The organism is Burkholderia sp. AU39826, from assembly GCF_020419965.1.
GTDB lineage: Bacteria > Pseudomonadota > Gammaproteobacteria > Burkholderiales > Burkholderiaceae > Burkholderia > Burkholderia semiarida.
Genome location: NZ_JAIZQG010000001.1, coordinates 714,428 through 734,311 on the forward strand (window position 1 = coordinate 714,428; position 19,884 = coordinate 734,311).

The window sequence follows — 19,884 nt, forward strand, 5'->3', positions numbered from 1 at the left end:
GCATTCAACCTCCCGCCCCCTTGAAAAGATGAAGAGACCCGGAGATCGACAATGACAGCACCCGTCAACCGTTATGCAATCCTCATTTTATCGGCCGCGTCGCTCGGCACGACCGCCGCCCATGCGCAGAGCAGCGTGACGCTGTACGGCGTGGTCGACGATTCGATCGCGTACGTGAACAACCAGCAGGGACACTCGAACGTCTATATGCGCGACGGCAACCTGTATGCGTCGAAGTTCGGGCTGCGCGGCGACGAGGATCTCGGCGGCGGCACGCACGCGATCTTCGACCTGCAGGCCGGCTTCAACCTGAATACGGGCGCGCAGGCCGCCGCCGGCACGATCTTCAACCGCCAGGCCTTCGTCGGCCTGCGCAACGTTCGCTACGGCACGGTCACGGCCGGCCGCCAGTACACGCCATACTTCCTGTTCGTCGGCCCGTACGCGTCGAGCAGTTGGCTGACCGGCGCCACCGGCGCGCATCCCGGCGACATCGACGGCCTCGACACGACGATCCGCGTGAACAACTCGGTCACCTATACGTCGCCGACCTTCGCCGGACTCACCGCGAGCGCGATGTACGCATTCGGCGGCATCGCCGGCGCGACCGGCAAGGGCAACACGTTCAGCGCCGCGCTGCGCTACGCGAACGGGCCGATCGGGATCGCGGCCGGCTACCTGCGGATCAACAGCTCGGGCACGTCCGCGGGCTTCCAGAATCCGGCCACCGCAGCGTCGGGCAGCTTCGCGGTATCCGTGCTGAACCAGGGTTATCTGACCGCGAAGGCCGTCGAACAGGTCGCGGCGGCCGGCAACTACACGCTCGGCGACCTGACGATGGGGCTCAACTATTCGAACGTGAAGTACCTGCCCGGCAACGGCTCGGCCTTCACCGACACGGCCGTGTTCAACACCTACGGCGCGCTCGCCGCGTACCGCTTCACGCCGACGTTCTCGGTGGCCGGCGCATTCGCGTACACGCTCGCATCGAAGGCGAACGGCGTCGCGAGCGCGGCCCGCTATCAACAGTATTCGCTGAAGGAGTCGTACAGCCTGTCGAAACGCACGACGCTCTACGCGCTGCAGGCGTACACGCATTCGAGCGGGCAGACGCTCGGCGCACAAGGCGCCGGGCACATCGTCGACGCGGCGCCGATCGTCGGCGATTCGCAGCAGCTCACGCCGTCGACGACGCGCGGCCAGTTCGTCGGCATGGCGGGGATCGCCGTCACGTTCTGAACCCGCCGGGCGGCCCTTCGGCACGCTCTCCACGCCCCGGACGATGCGCACCCTGCATGCGCCGTCCGGGCGCCTCATAGACGTTCTCCACGACGTTTCCCCGTCCCGCCACCAGCCCGGCCGGCGCACCGCGCCGGTTTTCCCGATCGCCCCGATACCTTACAATTCGTCAGGTTCGATTCCCTCTGCATACCCGTTCTTGCAGTCCTGACACCGCGGTACACTCGACGCATGCCGTATCAGGGTCCGACGCGCGACGTGCGCGCCGGGCGGCGTTGCGCGTCGTTGCGCCCACAACTGGATACCCGCCATGCCGGATCTCCGTCCCTCGCCTCGCACGACATTCAAGCCGCAGGTCGTCCTGCCCGCGCTCGCCGTGATCGGCGCGCTGCTCGTCGTGTGCGCGCTGCACCCGAGCGAAGCCGGCGCGCTGTTCCTCGCCGGCCAGCAATGGGTCATCGCACGTTTCGACTGGTTCTACGTGCTCGCCGTCACCGGCTTCCTCGTGTTTCTCGTGCTGATCGCCGCCAGCGACTTCGGCAAGATCCGGCTCGGCCCCGACGATGCCGAACCCGAATTCAGCTTCGTGTCGTGGACGGCGATGCTGTTCGCGGCCGGCATGGGCATCGGCCTGATGTACTTCGGCGTCGGCGAGCCGATGCAGCATTTCCTGAAGCCGCCGACGGTCGCCCCCGGCACGCCCGACGCCGCGCGCGAGGCGATGCTGATGACCTTCTTCCACTGGGGCTTCCATGCGTGGGCCATCTACGGGCTGATGGGGCTCGTGCTTGCGTACTTCGGCTTCCGCTACAACCTGCCGCTGACGCTGCGCTCGGGGCTGTATCCGGTGCTGCGCGAGCGCATCGACGGCTGGATCGGCCACACGGTCGATGCGTTCGCGCTGGTCGGCACGGTCGCCGGCATCGCGACGACGCTCGGCTACGGCGTGATGCAGATCAGCGCGGGCCTGCATACGGTCGCCGGCTGGGACACGGGCGGCAATACGTTTCGCCTCGGGCTCGTCGCGCTCGTCGTGATCCTCGCGGGGCTGTCGGCCGCGAGCGGCCTCGACAAGGGCGTGCGCAGGCTGTCCGAGCTGAACCTGCTGCTCGCGTTCCTGCTGCTCGCGTTCGTGGCCATCGCGGGCCCGACGGCGTTCCTGCTGCGCGCGCTCGCCGACAACATCGGTCAGTACCTGTCGAGCCTCGTCGACCTGTCGTTCCGCACCTATGCATACGCGCCGCCGCGCGAGGAAGGCTGGTTCGGCGGCTGGACGATCCTCTACTGGGCGTGGTGGGTGTCGTGGTCGCCGTTCGTCGGCATGTTCATCGCGCGCATCTCGCGCGGCCGCACGATCCGTCAGTTCGTGATCGGCGTGCTGCTCGTGCCGACGGCGTTCAACCTCGTGTGGATGACGGTGTTCGGCAACAGCGCGATCTGGCTCGATACGCACGGCGCGGCCGGCGCGCTCGCGCAGACGGCGACCAGCGTCGATGCGCTGCTGTTCCGCTTCTTCGATTTCCTGCCGTTGCCGCAACTGCTGTCGATCGTCGCGATCGTGCTGATCGCGGTGTTCTTCGTCACGTCCGCGGATTCGGGCGCGTTCGTGATCGACCAGATCGCGACGCGCGGCAGCGCGCATTCGCCGGTCTGGCAGCGGCTGTTCTGGGCCGCGCTGCTCGGCGTGACGGCCGCGGTGCTGCTCGTCGCGGGCGGGCTCGGCGCATTGCAGGCGATGACGCTGATCGCCGCGCTGCCGGTTGCCCTCATCATGCTCGCGCTCTGCTACGGGCTGTGGCGCGGGCTCGCGGCCGACCGCGCGCACTATTCGCAGGACGTCGCACCCGCGACGAGCTTCTGGACCGGCCAGCACTGGCGCCTTCGCCTGACGCACATCCTGCGTCAAACGACCGAGGCCGAGGCGCGCCAGTTCGTCGCGGAAACGGTCGAGCCCGCGCTGCGCAAGGTCGCCGACGAGTTGCGCGCGAGCGGCGTCGATGCGCACGTGCAGCGCGACAGCGACGATGCGGTGCGGCTCACCGTGCCGACCGCCGACCATCGCGATTTCGTGTACGGCGTGCGCGTCACCGCGAAATCCGCGGCCGCGTTCCTGGTGCGCGAGGCGGCCGAGCCGGACGCGTCGCGTGCGCACGTGTATGGCATCGTCACGTTCTTCGAGGATGGCCGGCTCGGCTACGACGTCGAATACCTGCGCGGCGACGAAGTGATTGCCGACGTGCTGCGCCAGTACGAACGCTACGTGTCGCTCGCGGCGGACACGCGCACGCATCTGCTGAGCCGCGCGCCAGGGCACGCGACGGAGGCCGAATGAGCGGGCTGCTGCACAGCCGCGCGGCCGACGTCATCGCGCTCGGCACGCTCGCCGTGCTGTACCTCGGCGGCGGCGCCATCGCGCTGTGGCGAATCCGCGCGGCGCCGCCGCGCGGCAAGATCTACTGGATCGTCTGCGCGGCGCTGCTCGCCGGCGGCGCAATCGCAATGGCCGGCAACCTGGCGCCGGTGCCGAACAGCGGCGAAATGCCGCCCGGTTTCGCGCTCGGTGTGGAGGCCGTCCTGCTCGGTCTCGTGCTGGCGGCCGGTGGTTGCGCGGGGTTGATGCTGCGCGCGCGCAAACGCTGACGCACGCACGTCGCGCGGCCCTGCTTCGTCACACGGGTGCGCGTCATCCCGGCGCGGACGGGCGGCCAGGGCTTCCCTGATCCGCTTCCGCGGCTTTCACGCTACACGTCAGGCAGACGGCGCGCGCGCCGTCACCAGCCAGCACGCCGCATCGAACCGCACCTCGGCGCCATGCACGTACGGCTCGAACGCCGCGCGCGTCGTGTCGATCACGCGCTGCCGCGTTGCTTCGTCCGTCTTCAGCAATGCGAGGCCGACGGGGCCCAGCCGAGCGATGTAGTCGTCCAGCGCGGACGCCGGCAGCACACACGCGCGGTCGACCGGCTCGATCGCGACGTCGGCCCAGCCGCTATCCGACAGCACCGACGCGATCCGCTGCCGGTCGCCGAACGCGAACTGTCCCGGCGCGCCGGGCTGGCGCGCGGGCAGGTTCGGCAACAGCGGCGCGGCCGCCCGCTCGGCCGTCGTCATGAACGGGTTGTCGGCCGCGCCGCGCCACGCGACGAACCGCATCCGCGCGCCGGGCCGCGCCGCATGCCGCAGGTTCGCGAACGCCCGCACCGGGTCGTCGAAGAACATCACGCCGAGGCGCGACACGAACAGGTCGACGCTGGCAGGCTCGAACGCATGCGTCTGCCCGTCCGCGCACACGAACCGGGCGCGCACGCCGCTGCGTTCGGCACGCGCGCGGGCAGCGTCGATCATCGGCGCCGAAATGTCGATGCCCGTGCACTGCGCGCCCGCGCCGAGCCGCCGCGCGATCGCGAGCGTGACCGCGCCCGTGCCGCAGCCGACATCGAGCACGTGCATTGCGGACGACGCTGCCGCGGCATCCGCCAGCAGCGTTTCGAACGGCTCGAACATCCGGTCCATCAGCGCCTGCGCATCGACCCATGCGCGCCCCGACGGACCGTTCCATAGCGCGGATTGCGCTTCGTTGGGCCGGTTGGCTTCCATCGTCGATTCCCTTCCGATTCGTTGATGACGAACCGGACGATACTGCTTCAAGCCGGCTTGAAGTCAAGGCCGATTGCCGCGTTCATGCGCGCTGTCGCGCCGCGCTTTTCACATTTCTTACATTCGCGCTGCGTATCGTTGACGGCTTTCCTACGGCGCTTCCCCTTCCCATGCGACGAATCCTCTCGCGCGCGCTGCTCGTGCGCTGCGCCCCGCTTGTTGCCCTCGCCGCGCTGTCCGCGTGCTCGAATCACATCGATACGCCGGACGATCCGGCCAGCGCGTCCGCCAACGTCCAGGCCGCATGGGTCGAGATCGGCGATGCGAACCAGGCGATCGCGCGCGTCATCACCGACTACACGCCCGCGTCGGCCGGCGATCCGATATGCCCGCAACTGACCGTCGACGGCAAGCTGTCGCGCATGGCGCTGCGCGCAGGCGCGGCGACCGTCGCCCAGCGGCCGACCGCCAGCGACCCGGCCGATTCGAAACCGTCGAGCTTCCCGGTGTCCGTCTGCGAGGCCACGCTGCCCGCCGGCGCGCAGGCGGCGAGCGTCGCGGGCCGCACGCTGCCGCTGCCGAAAGCGCAGCCGCGGCGCATCGCGATCATCGCCGACACGGGCTGCCGGATGAAGAAGGCCGACAACGCATGGCAGGCGTGCAACGACGCCGCGGTCTGGCCGCTCGGCACGATCGCGGCCAGCGTCGCGAAGCTGTCGCCCGATCTCGTGCTGCACGTCGGCGACTACCACTACCGCGAGAACGCGTGCCCGCCGGACATCGCCGGCTGCAAGGACAGCCCGTGGGGCTACGGCTGGGATACCTGGCAGGCCGACCTGTTCCGCCCGGCCGCGCCGCTGCTCGCGAAGGCGCCGTGGGTGGTCGTGCGCGGCAACCACGAGGAATGCGCGCGGGCGGGCCAGGGCTGGTTCCGCTTCCTCAACCCGCGCCCGTACTCGGCCGCCCGCTCGTGCGACGATCCGGCCAACGACAACGACGCAAACTATTCGGAGCCCTATGCGGTTTCACTCGGCGATGGCTCGCAGGTGATCGTGTTCGACACCGCGAAGGTCGGCCGCACGCCGCTCAAGACCACCGACGCGCAGTTCGGCATCTACCAGAAGCAGTTCCAGACGGTCGCATCGCTCGCGTCGAAGCCCGGCATGACGACGACGATCTTCACGAACCATCATCCGATTCTCGCATTCGCGCCGATCGCCGGCAGCACACCCGCGCCGGGCAACCTCGCGCTGCAGTCGGTGATGTCGAGCCTCAACGCGCAGGCGTACTACCCGCCGGGCGTGCACGTCGCGCTGCACGGCCACGTGCACGATTTCCAGGCGATCAACTTCTCGTCGGGGCACCCGGCGACGATCGTGTCCGGCAACGGCGGCGACAACCTCGACGTCGCGCTGCCCGACCCGTTCCCGGCCGGCCTGACACCCGCACCGGGCGCCGTGATCGAGCGGCTGTCGCACAACAACAGCTTCGGCTTCCTGATCATGGAGCGCAACGCCGCCCCGGCAACGGGCTGGGTGTTCCATGCGTATTCGGCGGCCGGCAAGCTCCTGGCGTCGTGCAATCAGTCGGGCAGGACGCTCGCCTGCGACAAGACGGGGTTCATCGCGCCGTGAGTGACGAAGTTCGACGTGACGGGCCGGGCGTACGTGGTCTGCACACGCTTGCCGCCACCCTGCTCGCCGGCCTGACGCTCGCGACCCACGCCGCGCCGGCCGAAACGGTCCTGCTGCCCGGCGCGCCGCCGTCGCGCGTCGTCGACACGATCGGCAACGGCACGCCGCAGGTGACGGGCAAGATCGATGCGGCGACCGCGCGCTTCGCGCCCGACCCGACGCTCGTCGCGCTCGGCCGCCGGATCTTCTTCGACGCACGGCTGTCCGAGCCGCGCGGCATGTCCTGCGCGGGCTGCCACGATCCGGGCCGCGCGTTCGCGCCGACGCTGTCGGCCGCGTCGCTTGCCGGGCCCGGCGTGCCGGAAGGCAGCCGGCCCGGGCGCTTCAGCCAGCGCAATGCGCCGTCGCTGCTGTACGTGCGCTACGTGCCGCGCCGCCACTTCTATCAGGACGACGATGCGCCCGCGCCGTCGCCGTTCGGCGGCCTGTTCAGCGACGGCCGCGCGGATACGCTCGCCGAACAGATCCGCGGGCCGCTGTTCGATCCGAACGAGATGAACAACCGGTCGCCGGCCGCGCTGCTGCGCAAGGTGAATGCGACCGAACTCGCGACCGATCTCGCCGCGCGCTTCGGCGCGCCGGTGCGGCGCGATCCCGAGCGCCTGGTGCGCGCGCTCGGTTCGGCCGTCGAAGCCTATCTGCAGAGCGACGAGATGGCGCCGTTCACGTCGCGCTTCGATGCGTTCCTGCGCACGCGCAAGCCGCTCGCGCCGGCCGAGATGCGCGGGCTCGCGCTGTTCCGGAATCCGGACAAGGGCAATTGCATGACCTGCCATACGCTGTCGGACACGTCGAGCCGCCCGGAGCGCTCGCTGTTCACCGATTTCGGCTACGACGCGATCGCGGTGCCGCGCAACCGGGCGCTGCCGGCGAACCGCGATCCGCGCCACTTCGACAACGGGCTGTGCGACACCGCGCGGCGGCTGCGCTGGCCCGAACCGACGCAGTGGTGCGGCTACCTGCGCACGCCGGGGCTGCGCAACGTCGCGGTCAAGCAGACGTTCATGCACAACGGCGTGTTCACGACGCTGCGCGACGCGGTCGCGTTCTACAACACGCGCTCGACCGATCCGGGCTTCTGGTATCACGGGGCCCGAACGTTCGACGACGTGCCGGCCGCCTATCGCGGCAACATCAACGTCAACTCGACGCCGATGAACCGCCGGCCCGGTACGCCGCCCGCGCTGACCGACGCGGAAATCGACGACATCGTCGCATTTCTCGGCACGCTCACCGATGCGCGGTATACGGGCATCGCCGGACCGGCAGCGGCCGCTGCCCGGCTTACGCGCACCGCCGCGCCGGCGCGCTGACCCTGGCCGAACGGCCAGCCGACGGGCCGCCGCTTGCGGTTCCCGCAAACACTGGTTATATTTACAGTACTGTATTTATGAACAGTGAGGTGCGCGATGGAACATCTGGTCCGTATCGTCAACGACACCGATCGCCAAGTGCTGGCGTGGCTTCGTGCCCAGGTCGGCGATGCCCGCATTGAACGCGCTGCGCGTCAGCTCGGGCATACGCGCAAGCCCTTTCCGTCGGCCGTGTGCCGGTATCTGGGCATGAGCGTGCCGGCCACGCTGCGGCCGGCCGCCGCCCGGCCGCGCGCGGCACGCGATTTCTCGGTCGGCGATCGTTACCTGTCGCTGATTCGCCAGCACCTCGCCACGCACGCGGTCGGCCGATGAAATGGCGGAGGCTTGCCGCTTCGGTGCCGCGCCCGGCCGGCGCACTCGCATATTCGGAAGTCCGGCCGGCCGGCGCCGTCGCGCTTACCCGGCCGCCATGGCTTCCCGTACGAGGCGGCCAAGTGTGTCGAACGCCGCCTCGTGCGCCGCATCGAATACGCGCGCGCAGCCGGGCCGGATATAGCCGTCGAAACGGCCCGCATTCGAGAAGATCGAACCGGGCGCGATCTTGACTCCATGCGCGAGCGCGGCGTCGAACAACACATCGGAGCGCACGCCTTCCGCCAACGCGATCCACAGCATCCCGTCGGGCAACTGGCTCATCGCGGCGATGGACGAACGCACGACGTGACGGGCGCAGCCGCCGCACCAGCCTCACGGCCCATTCCGCCGTCGCTCGATCCACTCGAACAACGCCATTCCGGCCAGCATCGCGACGACGAACCCGATTCCCTTGGCCGCCCCGAAGCCGATCGACACGATCGCAGGCCCGGGACAAAACCCGGCAATTCCCCAGCCGATGCCGAATACGGCACTTCCCGCGACGAGGCGCACGGTAATCGCCCGCTGCGCGGGCAACTGCATCGGCAGGCCGAGCCACGACCGTGTGCGGCGCTTCGCCCACGCGAACCCGAACACCGCAACGCCGATCGCGCCGGCCATCACGAACGCAAGCGACGGATCCCAGCGGCCCGCCAGGTCGAGAAAACCGAGCACCTTCCGCGGATCGGCCATACCCGACACGATGAGGCCGACGCCGAACAGCAGCCCTGCCAGAAACGCGAATCCTGCCTGCATGTCAGCCCCCCGCAACGTGCAGCCGCACGAACACGGTCGCAAAGCCGGCGACCATGAAGGTCGCCGTCGCGACCGCCGAGCGCAGCGCGCCGCGCGAAATTCCGCATACACCATGGCCGCTTGTGCAGCCGCCCGCGTATCGTGTGCCGATCCCGACCAGCAGCCCGGCCGCCATCACGTCAAGCCAACTGGCGTCGACCTGCGGCATCGAGTTGCTCCCGGCGAAACGCATGACGACGGGTGCGACGATCATCCCGGCGACGAACGCCGCGCGCCAGCCGCGCTCTGCACGGCCCGCCGTCAGCAGGCCGCCGACGATCCCGCTGATACCGGCGATCCGGCCGTTGAACGCGACGAGCCACACGGCCGCGCCCCCGATCATCACGCCGCCGACGAGCGATAGCCACGGCGTGAAATGAAGCGCATCAATCTGCATCGCGCGCCTCCTTCACGGTCGCCCCGCAAAACTGTTCGTACAGCACGCCCATCACCGCGATCGCGGCCGGACTGTCGAGCGAATAGTGAATCGCCTTGCCTTCGCGGCGCGTACGAACCAGCGCGTTGTCCCGCAATACGCCGAGCTGCTGCGACAGCGTCGGTTGATGGATGTCCAGGCGCGCCTCGAGATCGCTCACGCAGCGCTCGCCCTGCGACAGTTCGCACAGCAGCAGCAGACGGTCGGGATTCGACATCACCTTCAGCAGTGCACAGGCCGATTCGGCGGCGGCGCGCATCTGGTCGGGGCCGGGTAGCCCGGCCGGGAAATCGTCGTTCATCGGCGGAGGGACATGATTAAAGAATCAATATTATATTATTTTGTATATTATTCTTTTTCCCGCTGCTTGCCGGATCGGCAATTCGGTTGATCACCCTCAATCAAACCTCCTTGCCTACCATCACGCGGGCCCCGCCGCGAGGCGCTTCATGCAGTTGAACTGCGATCGCATCCTGCGGATGGAGCTCGACGGCGCGGGCACTGTGTCGATGAACTGGCACCGCGACAGAAGGAGCCGCCACCCGTGCCCATGCCCACGACGCTCGATCGCCTGCGCGCTCGTGGCGGGCCGAGGCCGGCGGCCAGGAAAAGTGAAGGTGAAGTAAAGATGGAAGGAGCGGCACGGCCCGGCGCAAACCGGGGCCGCTTCATCACAGTCCGCCAGCGTCGCGCATCATGCGCTGTCGCAGGCCCCCGTGCCGTCGAGCATCAACGTGCCGACCCGCGCGGGCACGAGCGGCGTGCGCGGCGGGGGCGGCGTCCAGCCGAACAGCGCCTGCGCGGCCGCGCCGCACACACGGCCCTGGCACGCGCCCATCCCGCAACGCGACTGCAGCTTGGCGGCCGTCCAGGCCGGTTCCCGCGCGACCGCGTCGAACCGTACGTCTTCGCAGCGACACAGCAGCGTGTCGGGCCGCGCGAGCCGGCGGATCGGTTCGCGAATCGCGAAGCGCTCACGGACAGCATCCGCGAAAGCCTGCCAGTGCGCGCGCCGCGCGACGAGCGCGGCCAGTCGAGCGGTCTGCCCGGTCGCCGCATAGCCGGCGATCTCGCCTTCGACCATCGCCAGCTCGCTGCCGCCGACGCCCGTGCACTCGCCCGCCGCGAAATACCCGTCGCGGCTCGTGCGCTGGTGCGCGTCGACGGCCACCGCGTCGTTCTCGATCCGGCAGCCGAGATGCCGCGGCAGCACGGTATTCGGCACGAGGCCGAAGCCGCATGCGAGCCGGTCGCAGTCGACGTCGAATTCGCGATCGCCGTGCCGGATCCGCACGCGTTCGAGCCGCTCGTCGCCGAATGCCTCGACGACGTACGCAGCGGGCCGATACGCGGTCGTGACGAGCTTCGCGGCCTGCGCGAGCTTCGACGGCCAGCGCCACAGCCCCGTACCGAAGCCGGCCACGTCGCGCCAAGCGGCCTGTTCGAGCACGTGCGATACGCGCGCGCCGGCCTGCCGGGCCGTCGCCGCGCTCGCCAGCAGCAGCGGCCCGCTGCCTGCGATCACCGTGCGCTGCCCGCGCACGTCGAGCCCGTACTTGATCAGTGCTTGCAAGCCGCCCGCGCCGGTCACGCCCGGCAGCGTCCAGCCCGGAAACGGCAGCAGCAGTTCGCGCGCGCCGCAGCAGAGAATCAGCGTCCGGAAATCGAGCAGCCGCCCGCGTTCGTCGTCTTCGAGCAGCAGCGTGCCCGGCTGCGTTTCGGCGACGATGCGCGTCGCCGCGAGATGCGTGACGTTCGGCTGGCCCAGCACGGCGAGGCGTGCGGCAGCGGCCGGCGTCGGTGCGACTGCTGCCGGCTGCCGCCAGATCTGCCCGCCCGCGCGCGGGTTGTCGTCCACGATCGCAACCGTCGCGCCGCTTCGGGCGGCGGCCCCCGCGGCCGACAGCCCGGCCGGGCCCGCGCCGACGATCGCGACGTCGACGCTCAATCGTTCCTGTCGTTCCTGTTTCATCGCGTGCGCTCCACCTGCATGCCGTCGCGGCACAGCGTCTGGCACGCGAGCCGGCGCCGGCCGTCGATCGTCATCCGGCACTCCTGGCAGATACCCATCCCGCAAAACGGCGCACGCGTCGCGCCCGTGCACGACACGCGCGTCGTGTCGTCGCCGCTCGCCGCGACGGCGGCCGCGACGGTCGCGCCGTCGGCCACCGTCAGCGCGCGGCCGTCCAGATGAATGATCATGTCAGCCTCCGCCGGGCCGCCCCAAGGCGGCTGACAGCCCCCGCGGGGGGTGCCTTGCATGGGGCCGAAGTCAGCGCCGAAGCGCCAACTCCGGTCGACAGCGGACGAAGTGAGCGTGGGGGTCGTTTCATGTCAGCGCTCCAGCTACGGGGGACGCGCTCAGAAAGCGTCCCGGCAAATATGGCTCGATATCGATGGGCGGCCGCTCGCCGGCCATCAGCGCGGCGACGATCCGCGCACTGCCCGGCGCGGTTGTCACACCGAGCCCTTCGTGCCCGACCGCGAGCCACACGCCCGGGCGCGACGGATGCTCGCCGAGCAGCGGCAGGCCGTCGGGGCTCGCGGAGCGGAAGCCGGTCCATGCGCGGATGCCGTTGAGCTCGGCCAGATCCGGCAGGTAACCGACCGCGCGGCGCAGCATGCGCGCGAGTACGGGCGGCTCGACCTGCGAATCCTCGGTGTCGAACTGGCGCGACGAGCCGATCAGCAACTGACCGGTCGGCCGCGGCTGCACGTTGAACGCGACCGACGTGCCGTCGCTCGCGTGCGCGCTCGCCGCATAGCCGAGCTCGACGAGCTGGTGCGACACGTGGCCCGGATAGCGGTCGGTGATCAGCAGATGGCCCTTTTTCGGGCGCAGCGGCAGTTCGGGCAGCAGCGAGCGCGCCGCGACGCCGTTCGCGACGACGACACGCTCCGCGCGCAGCACGTCGCCGCTCGCGAGCATCACGCTCGGGCCATCGACCGCGACGGCCCGGTCGCGACGCAACGTGATGCGCGGCGCGCGCTGCAGCAGCCAGTTCGCGGTGACGGGCGCGTAGAGGATCGCGTCGCCGGAAATCTTCAGCGCGCCGCCGAGGCCCGCGCGCAGCATCGGCTCCAGTCGCGCGAGCGCTGCCGCATCGATCAGCTCGCCGGCCACGCCGTGCGCGGCGAGCGTCGCCTGTTTCGCGCGCGCCAGATCCATCTCGTGCGCATCGGCCGCGAGCCACAGCGTGCCGCAATTGCGGTATGCGCAGCCGTCGGGCATCTCGCCGCTCAACGCGCGCCAGAGTTCGATCGAGTAATGGCTCAGTGCGAGTTCGGCCGCGTTGTCGTCCATCGCGACGAGGTGCCCCATGCCCGCGCCGGTCGCGCCGCCGCTCGCGTCGTCGACGACGAGCACGCGCAGCCCGCGCCGCGCGAGTTCGTGCGCGCACGCCGCGCCGACGATGCCGGCGCCGATCACGACGACGTCGGTCTTCGTTTCGCTCACGACCCGATGCCCCACCCGAACGGATCGTCTTCCTCGATCAGCAGCGTCGCTTCCGCGCTCAGATGCGCGCTGCCGCGAATCGTCGGCACGATGCCGCCGTCGGCCAGCTCGTAGCTCGCGTGGAACACGCTGCCGATCACGCTCGCCTGCCGCCACACCGCGCCCGGCGCGAGCTTGCCGTCGGCCGCGAGGCACGCGAGTTTCGCGCTGGTGCCGGTGCCGCACGGCGAACGGTCATAAGCGAGCCCCGGGCACAGCACGAAGCTGCGGCTGTCGTGCGCGGGATCGTCGGCGAACAGCTCGATGTGATCGATCTCGCCGCCGTTGGCGCCGGTGATGCCCGCGCGTTCGAGCCCTGCGCGCACGGCCGACGCATACGCGGTAAGCTCCGCGACGTTGTCGCCGGCGATGTGCTGCCCGTGGTCGCTGACCAGGAAGAACCAGTTGCCGCCCCACGCGACGTCGCCCTTCACGGGGCCGTATCCCGGCACGTCGACTTCGACGGCCTGCGCGTGGCGATACGCGGGCACATTGCGCACGCTGACCGACAGGTCGTCGTGCAGCGTCGCCTCGACGGTGCCGACCGGCGTCTCGATCCGGTGCACGCCCGGCGCGATGCGGCCCATGTGATGCAGCGTGCGCACGACGCCGATCGTGCCGTGCCCGCACATGCCGAGGTAGCCGCTATTGTTGAAGAAGATCACGCCGGCCGCCGCGTCGGGCGCCACGGGCTCGCACAGCAGCGCGCCGACCAGCACGTCGCTGCCGCGCGGCTCGAGGATGCACGCGGTGCGGTAGCGATCGTACTCGCGCGCGAGCACGTCGCGGCGCTCGGCCATCGTGCCGTTGCCGAGCGACGGAAAGCCGGACACGACGAGCCGAGTGGGTTCGCCGCCCGTGTGCGAATCGATGATCTGGATGCGCTTCATCATGAGCCGTCCGAAGTGGGGAAAGGAGCATAGCTTCCTCCGTCGCGCGTCCGTCCGCTTGTGGCTTTTCGATGAGGACGACGACGAAATCGGCATAGTGCAACGCGCCCCCGACGCCCCTGCCGGCCGCTGTGCCGATTTCGTCATTTTGCTCCGCGATACGACTCAAGCGTGATGGGCATTTGCGCGGCGATACTGGTTGCCACACCGACACCTGTCGGCCGACCGATACGAACACGTAGGAGATTTCAGTGAGCCGAAACGCCATTCAGTGGACCGGGGTTTTCCCGGCCGTCAGCACGCAGTTCAAGCCGGACTTTTCCCTCGACATCGACGCCACGCACCGCGTGGTCAAGAACCTGGTGAACGACGGCGTGTCGGGCCTCGTGGTCTGCGGCACGGTCGGCGAAAACACGTCGCTGTCGACGAGCGAGAAGCTCCAGGTGATCGAAGCCGCACGCGACGCGGCCGGCGGCAAGGTTCCGGTGATCGCCGGCATCGCCGAATTCACGACCGAATTCGCGCGCAACACGGTGCGCGAAGCGCGGCGCGTCGGCGTCGACGGCGTGATGGTGATGCCCGCGCTCGTCTACTCGGCGAAACCGCACGAAACCGCCGCGCACTTTCGCGCGGTCGCGACGAGCACCGACCTGCCGGTGATGGTCTACAACAACCCGCCGATCTACAAGAACGACGTGACGCCCGACGTGCTGATCGCGCTGCAGGATTGCGAGAACATCGTCTGCTTCAAGGATTCGTCGGGCGATACGCGCCGCTTCATCGACCTGCGCAACGCGGTCGGCGATCGCTTCGTGCTGTTCGCGGGCCTCGACGACGTCGTGGTCGAGAGCATCGCGGTCGGCGCCGAAGGCTGGGTGTCGGGCATGTCGAACGCATTTCCGAAGGAAGGCGAGACGCTGTTCCGCCTCGCGAAGCAGAAGCGCTTCGACGAAGCGCTCGCGCTGTATCGCTGGTTCATGCCGCTGCTGCACCTCGACGCACGCCCGGACCTCGTGCAGTGCATCAAGCTGTGCGAAGAGCTGGTCGGCCGCGGCAGCGCGATCACGCGTCCGCCGCGCCTCGCACTGCAAGGCGACACGCTCGCGGAAGTGAAGGCGATCGTCGCGAAGGCGCTGGAAACGCGCCCGGTGCTGCCCGACGTCGGTCTCTGATCGACGCCCCCGGCGGCGGCGCGCGGGCTTGCCCCGCTACGCGCCGCCGTCTCCGGTCCGGCATGGCCTGCGGGCCGTTCACGCCAACCCCGGCGTCGCGCCGCGCGTGAACGGGCCGCGGCCCGCCCCGGTCGTTCGAACCGGGCGACGCCGGCCTGCAGGCGAGCGCCACTGCTCCGTCGGAGCGCGGCGCACATCGAGCCTGTGCCGATATTCCCTCCAGGAGACAAGCCCATGCCAGGCCAAGGCAACGCACACCCGTCCGTCCCGCTTTCCCGTTCCGCGCACCCCGACGCGGGTCACGGCAAGTTCAAGAAACAGCTGTCGCTGACCGATCTCACGTTCATCGGTCTCGGCGCCATTTTCGGTTCGGGGTGGCTGTTCGCCGCGAGTCACGTATCGACGATCGCGGGCCCGGCCGGCATCTTCTCGTGGCTGCTCGGCGGCTTCGCGGTGCTGCTGCTCGGCATCGTCTACTGCGAACTCGGCGCCGCGCTGCCGCGCGCGGGCGGCGTGGTGCGCTACCCGGTGTTCTCGCACGGCCCGCTGCTCGGCTACCTGATGGGCTTCATCACGCTGATCGCGTTCTCGAGCCTGATCGCGATCGAAGTGGTCGCCGCGCGCCAGTACGCGGCCGCGTGGTTTCCGGGCCTGACGATCGAAGGATCGAGCGACCCGACGACACTCGGCTGGCTCGTGCAGGCCGCGCTGCTCTGCTTCTTCTTTTACCTGAACTATTCGAGCGTGAAGACGTTCGCGAAGGCGAACAACATCATCAGCGTCTTCAAGTTCATCGTGCCGCTCGCGGTGATCGGCGTGCTGTTCACGTTCTTCAAGCCCGCGAACCTGACCGTGCACGGCTTCGCGCCGTTCGGCATGCCGGGCATCGAGATGGCCGTGTCGGCCGGCGGCATCATCTTCGCGTATCTCGGGCTCACGCCGATCGTCTCGGTCGCGAGCGAGGTGCGCAATCCGCAGCGCACGATCCCGATCGCGCTGATCCTGTCGATCCTGCTGTCGACGCTGATCTACGTGCTGCTGCAGCTCGCGTTCATCGGCAGCATCCCGACGGCCATGCTCGCCGCCGGCTGGCACGACGTGAGCAAGGCGTTCTCGCTGCCGTACCGCGACATCGCCCTTGCGCTCGGCGTCGGCTGGCTCGCGGTGATGGTCGTCGCCGACGCGATGATCTCGCCGAGCGGCTGCGGCAACATCTATATGAACGCGACGCCGCGCGTGGTCTACGGCTGGGCGAAAACGGGCACGTTCTTCAAGGTGTTCACGCGCGTCGACGAAGCGTCGGGCATCCCGCGCGCGGGCCTGTGGCTCACGTTCGGCCTCGCGATCTTCTGGACGCTGCCGTTTCCGTCGTGGGAAGCGCTGATCAACATCGTGTCGGCCGCGCTGGTGTTGAGCTATGCGGTCGCGCCCGTGTCGGTCGCCGCGCTGCGCCGCACCGCGCCCGACCTGCCGCGGCCGTTCCGCGCCAGCGCGTTCGGCGTCACCGGCCCCGCGTCGTTCGTGATCGCCGCGCTGATCGTCTACTGGTCGGGCTGGAGCACGGTGTCCTGGCTACTCGGGCTGCAGATCGTGATGTTCGTCATCTATCTCGCGTGCCGCCGCTGGGTGCCGACCGCGCACCTGAGCCTCGCCGAGCAGGTGCGTTCGTCCGCGTGGCTGATCGCGTTCTATGCAGCGATGATCGTGCTGTCGTATCTCGGCGGCTTCGGCGGCACGGGCCGGCTCGCGCATCCGTACGACACGGTCGTCGTCGCGGCCGTCGCGCTCGTCATCTACTACTGGGGCGCAAACACCGGCGTGCGCGCCGACAAGCTGCAACTCGACGACGACGAGGACTGACGCGCCCGCGCCCTTTTTCAGCCCTTTTCCCCTTCCAACGGCCGGGCGCAGTACGCCCGGCCCTGCCTTTTCCGAGGAAAACCATGCAACTCACAGGTCAGCTCCTGATCGGCCCGTCGGCCGTCACCGGGCAGAACGGCACCCTCCACGCGCTCGCCGCCGCCACCGGCGAACCGCTCGAACCGGCATTCGGCGGCGCGAGCCTGCACGACCTCGAAACGGCGTGCGCGCTCGCCGACGACGCGTTCGACACCTATCGCGAAACGTCGCCCGACGCGCGCGCCGCGTTCCTCGACGCGATCGGCCGCCACATCATGGCGCTCGGCGACGACCTGATCGAGCGCTGCGTCGTCGAAACCGGGCTGCCGCGCGCACGCATCGAAGGCGAACGCGGCCGCACGGTCGGGCAGCTCGCGCTGTTCGCGTCGCTCGTCCGGGACGGCGGCTTTCTCGACGCGCGGATCGATCCGGCGCGTCCCGAGCGCAAGCCGCTGCCGCGCGTCGACCTGCGCCTGCGCAACGTCGCGCTCGGGCCCGTCGCCGTGTTCGGTGCGTCGAACTTCCCGCTCGCGTTCTCGGTGGCCGGCGGCGACACGGCGTCGGCGCTCGCGGCCGGCTGCCCGGTGATCGTCAAGGCGCATTCCGCGCATCCGGGCACGTCGGAACTCGTCGGCCGCGCGATCCAGCAGGCCGTGCGCGAATGCGGGATGCCGGCCGGCGTGTTCTCGCTGCTGTTCGACGCGTCGCGCGAGATCGGTCAGGCGCTCGTCGCCGATCCGCGCATCAAGGCGGTCGGCTTCACCGGCTCGCGCCGCGGCGGCGTCGCGCTGATGCATATCGCGGCCGCGCGAGCCGAGCCGATTCCCGTCTATGCGGAAATGAGCTCGATCAATCCCGTGCTGCTGTGTCCCGCCGCGCTCGACGCCCGTCACGACACCATCGCAGCGCAGTTCGTCGCGTCGCTCACGCTCGGCGCCGGCCAGTTCTGCACGAATCCAGGCCTCGTGCTCGCGGTGGACGGCCCCGCGCTGCGCGCATTCGAAGCCGCGGCGGCCGATGCCGTGCGTGCCGTCGCCGCGCAGACGATGCTGACACCGGCCATCCACACGAGCTACGCGCAAGGCGTCGCGGCGCTGCGCGATCACGATGCGGTCGAGCTGCTGGCCGAAGGCGCGGAAGGCGGCCGTCACCAGGCCCGCGCGGCGCTGTTCGCGACGTCCGCTGATGCGTTCGTCGCGCACCCCGAATTGCGCGACGAAGTGTTCGGCCCCGCATCGCTGATCGTGCGCTGCCCGGATGCCGGCACGCTGCATCGCGTGCTGAAGTCGCTCGAAGGTCAGTTGACGATCGCCGCGCATCTCGCCGACGGCGACGCCGCGTTGTTCGCCGCGCTGCGCCCGACGCTCGAACGCAAGGCCGGCCGCATTCTCGTCAACGGTTTCGGCACGGGCGTCGAGGTCGGCCACGCGATGGTGCACGGCGGCCCGTTCCCGGCGACGTCCGACACGCGCACGACGTCCGTCGGCGCACGCGCGATCGAGCGCTTCCTGCGCCCCGTGTCGTACCAGGACGTGCCGGACGCGTTGCTGCCGGACGCGATTCGCAGCGGCAATCCGCTGCACGTGCCGCAACGCATCGACGGCGTGCCCGCCCCGTGCGAGGTGAACCATGGCTGAGCGCGCAACCGAAGTCATCCTGTCGCTCGACGAAGTCCACGCGCTCGCGCTGCGCGTGCTGACGCACAACGGGATGTCCGACGCACACGCGCGGGCCATCGCCAACGTGATCACACAGGGCCAGCGCGACGAATGCCATTCGCACGGCGTGTACCGGCTGCTCGTGTGCGTGCGCTCGCTGAAGAAGGGCAAGGTCGATCCGCAGGCCGTGCCGACGCTGCGGCGGCTGTCGTCGTCGATCGTCGCGGTCGACGCGCATCGCGGCTTCTCGCTGCTGAGCTTCGAAACCGGGCTGCCCGTGCTGGTCGAGATGGCGAAGCAGCACGGCATCGCCGCGATGATGATCAACCACTGCTATCACTTCTCCGCGCTGTGGCCCGAGGTCGAGGCGATCGCCGCCGAAGGGCTGGTCGGCATCGCGATGAACCCCAGCCATAGCTGGGTCGCGCCGGAAGGCGGCCACGAACCGGTGTTCGGCACCAACCCGATCGCGTTCGCATGGCCGCGCCCGGGCGGCGAGCCGTTCGTGTTCGATTTCGCGACGAGCGCGATCGCGCGCGGCGACATCGAGCTGCACGCGAAACAGGGCAAGACGATTCCGCCGCACTGGGCGATCGACGCGGATGGCCAGCCGACCACCGATCCGAAAGCCGCGCTGCAGGGCGCGATGCGCACGTTCGGCGGGCACAAGGGCTCGGCGCTCGCGGCGATGGTCGAGCTGCTCGGCGGCGCGCTGATCGGCGACATGACGAGCCGGGAATCGATGGATTTCGACGAAGGCGTCGGCGCGACGCCTTGCCACGGCGAGCTCGTGATCGCGTTCGACCCGAAGGTGTTTCTCGGCGACGATCTCGACGCGGGGCTCGCGCGCGGCGAACGGATGTTCGAATCGATCGTCGCGCAGGGCGCGCGGCTGCCGTCGCAACGGCGCTTCGACGCTCGCGCGCGCAGCATCGCGAACGGCGTGCGGATTCCGAAGGCGCTGTACGACGAGATCCTGACGCTGCTCGATTGACGCGCGATCGAGCCGCACGGCGCGGCTTCACCATCGGCAGAACGGGCGGTGAAGCCGCGCGCCCGTTGCGCCGGCAATGACCTGCGTCGGGCTGCGTGCCGGCGAGCCCGGGCGCGCCGGGCGAGCATGGCCGCTGTCCGGCGCGCCGCTCGCCCGCTCCCGCCGGCGCCACGGGCCCGGCGGCTGTGGGATAATCGCGAAGTTTGCCCAGGGCGCAGCTCAAGAGGTTGTTCGCACGGGCGCGAGAGAGGCCTTTATTCCCGAGCCTCCACCCTTTTCCCGCG

The 19,884-nt window shown here is 69.7% G+C and carries 18 protein-coding genes and 1 pseudogene; 10 read left to right on the forward strand and 9 right to left on the reverse strand.

What is annotated here, in order from left to right; translation table 11 throughout:
* The first annotated feature begins 51 nt into the window (after window positions 1-51).
* The 3 genes from LGM42_RS03160 (at window position 52) to LGM42_RS03170 (ending at window position 3,879) form a co-directional block, all read left to right on the forward strand.
* Window positions 52-1,239: a porin gene (locus LGM42_RS03160; RefSeq protein WP_226231543.1), complete on the forward strand. Its 1,188-nt coding sequence runs from the start codon at window positions 52-54 to the stop codon at window positions 1,237-1,239.
* Window positions 1,240-1,549: 310 nt separating this feature from the next.
* Entirely contained in the window at window positions 1,550-3,571 is a 2,022-nt protein-coding gene (locus LGM42_RS03165) for a BCCT family transporter (protein ID WP_060311089.1), read from the forward strand.
* Window positions 3,568-3,879, forward strand: a complete 312-nt coding sequence (locus LGM42_RS03170) for a hypothetical protein (RefSeq protein ID WP_226231544.1) — start codon at window positions 3,568-3,570, stop codon at window positions 3,877-3,879. The genes LGM42_RS03165 and LGM42_RS03170 overlap by 4 nt, the downstream gene beginning before the upstream one ends.
* A gap of 108 nt (window positions 3,880-3,987) precedes the next feature.
* On the opposite strand, the gene LGM42_RS03175 is transcribed toward LGM42_RS03170, so the two are convergent.
* Window positions 3,988-4,836, reverse strand: coding sequence for a class I SAM-dependent methyltransferase (locus LGM42_RS03175; protein WP_060311091.1), 849 nt, complete (start codon window positions 4,834-4,836; stop codon window positions 3,988-3,990).
* Between the two features lie 170 nt (window positions 4,837-5,006).
* Here LGM42_RS03175 and LGM42_RS03180 point away from each other — a divergent pair, with 170 nt between their 5' ends.
* The 3 genes from LGM42_RS03180 (at window position 5,007) to LGM42_RS03190 (ending at window position 8,218) form a co-directional block, all read left to right on the forward strand.
* On the forward strand, window positions 5,007-6,470 hold the full coding sequence (locus LGM42_RS03180; RefSeq protein ID WP_226231545.1) for a metallophosphoesterase: 1,464 nt from the start codon (window positions 5,007-5,009) through the stop codon (window positions 6,468-6,470).
* Between the two features lie 59 nt (window positions 6,471-6,529).
* Window positions 6,530-7,843 (forward strand): cytochrome-c peroxidase, encoded by a 1,314-nt coding sequence (locus LGM42_RS03185; protein WP_373453021.1) that lies wholly within the window; start codon window positions 6,530-6,532, stop codon window positions 7,841-7,843.
* A 96-nt stretch (window positions 7,844-7,939) separates the two neighbouring features.
* Window positions 7,940-8,218 (forward strand): hypothetical protein, encoded by a 279-nt coding sequence (locus LGM42_RS03190; RefSeq protein ID WP_060311094.1) that lies wholly within the window; start codon window positions 7,940-7,942, stop codon window positions 8,216-8,218.
* 84 nt (window positions 8,219-8,302) lie between these two features.
* Here the strand turns inward: LGM42_RS03190 and LGM42_RS03195 are convergent.
* The 8 genes and pseudogenes from LGM42_RS03195 to LGM42_RS03230 form a co-directional block, all read right to left on the reverse strand.
* A pseudogene (locus LGM42_RS03195) lies at window positions 8,303-8,542 on the reverse strand (PLP-dependent aminotransferase family protein); the annotation flags it as partial.
* A gap of 51 nt (window positions 8,543-8,593) precedes the next feature.
* The gene (locus LGM42_RS03200) at window positions 8,594-9,016 is read right to left on the reverse strand and encodes a DUF6691 family protein (protein WP_226231546.1); all 423 of its coding nucleotides are present in this window, start codon (window positions 9,014-9,016) and stop codon (window positions 8,594-8,596) included.
* A 1-nt stretch (window position 9,017) separates the two neighbouring features.
* The gene (locus LGM42_RS03205; RefSeq protein WP_060311097.1) at window positions 9,018-9,452 is read right to left on the reverse strand and encodes a YeeE/YedE family protein; all 435 of its coding nucleotides are present in this window, start codon (window positions 9,450-9,452) and stop codon (window positions 9,018-9,020) included.
* Complete coding sequence (locus LGM42_RS03210) at window positions 9,442-9,792, reverse strand: ArsR/SmtB family transcription factor (protein ID WP_060311098.1); 351 nt, start codon at window positions 9,790-9,792, stop codon at window positions 9,442-9,444. The genes LGM42_RS03205 and LGM42_RS03210 overlap by 11 nt, the downstream gene beginning before the upstream one ends.
* 393 nt (window positions 9,793-10,185) lie before the next feature.
* On the reverse strand, window positions 10,186-11,463 hold the full coding sequence (locus tag LGM42_RS03215) for an FAD/NAD(P)-binding oxidoreductase (protein WP_226231547.1): 1,278 nt from the start codon (window positions 11,461-11,463) through the stop codon (window positions 10,186-10,188).
* Window positions 11,460-11,693, reverse strand: coding sequence for a 2Fe-2S iron-sulfur cluster-binding protein (locus LGM42_RS03220; RefSeq protein WP_226231548.1), 234 nt, complete (start codon window positions 11,691-11,693; stop codon window positions 11,460-11,462). Before LGM42_RS03220 ends, LGM42_RS03215 begins: the two co-directional genes overlap by 4 nt.
* Window positions 11,694-11,820: 127 nt before the next feature.
* Window positions 11,821-12,948, reverse strand: a complete 1,128-nt coding sequence (locus tag LGM42_RS03225) for an NAD(P)/FAD-dependent oxidoreductase (protein WP_226231549.1) — start codon at window positions 12,946-12,948, stop codon at window positions 11,821-11,823.
* Entirely contained in the window at window positions 12,945-13,877 is a 933-nt protein-coding gene (locus LGM42_RS03230; RefSeq protein WP_226231708.1) for a 4-hydroxyproline epimerase, read from the reverse strand. The genes LGM42_RS03225 and LGM42_RS03230 overlap by 4 nt, the downstream gene beginning before the upstream one ends.
* Before the next feature lie 251 nt (window positions 13,878-14,128).
* On the opposite strand from LGM42_RS03230, the gene LGM42_RS03235 reads away from it, so the two are divergent.
* The 4 genes from LGM42_RS03235 (at window position 14,129) to LGM42_RS03250 (ending at window position 19,600) form a co-directional block, all read left to right on the forward strand.
* Window positions 14,129-15,049: a dihydrodipicolinate synthase family protein gene (locus tag LGM42_RS03235; RefSeq protein WP_226231550.1), complete on the forward strand. Its 921-nt coding sequence runs from the start codon at window positions 14,129-14,131 to the stop codon at window positions 15,047-15,049.
* A 234-nt stretch (window positions 15,050-15,283) separates the two neighbouring features.
* Entirely contained in the window at window positions 15,284-16,909 is a 1,626-nt protein-coding gene (locus LGM42_RS03240) for an APC family permease (RefSeq protein ID WP_226222381.1), read from the forward strand.
* 83 nt (window positions 16,910-16,992) lie between these two features.
* Entirely contained in the window at window positions 16,993-18,585 is a 1,593-nt protein-coding gene (locus LGM42_RS03245) for an aldehyde dehydrogenase (NADP(+)) (protein ID WP_226231551.1), read from the forward strand.
* Window positions 18,578-19,600, forward strand: a complete 1,023-nt coding sequence (locus LGM42_RS03250; protein ID WP_226231552.1) for an Ldh family oxidoreductase — start codon at window positions 18,578-18,580, stop codon at window positions 19,598-19,600. Before LGM42_RS03245 ends, LGM42_RS03250 begins: the two co-directional genes overlap by 8 nt.
* The last annotated feature ends 284 nt before the right edge of the window (window positions 19,601-19,884 follow it).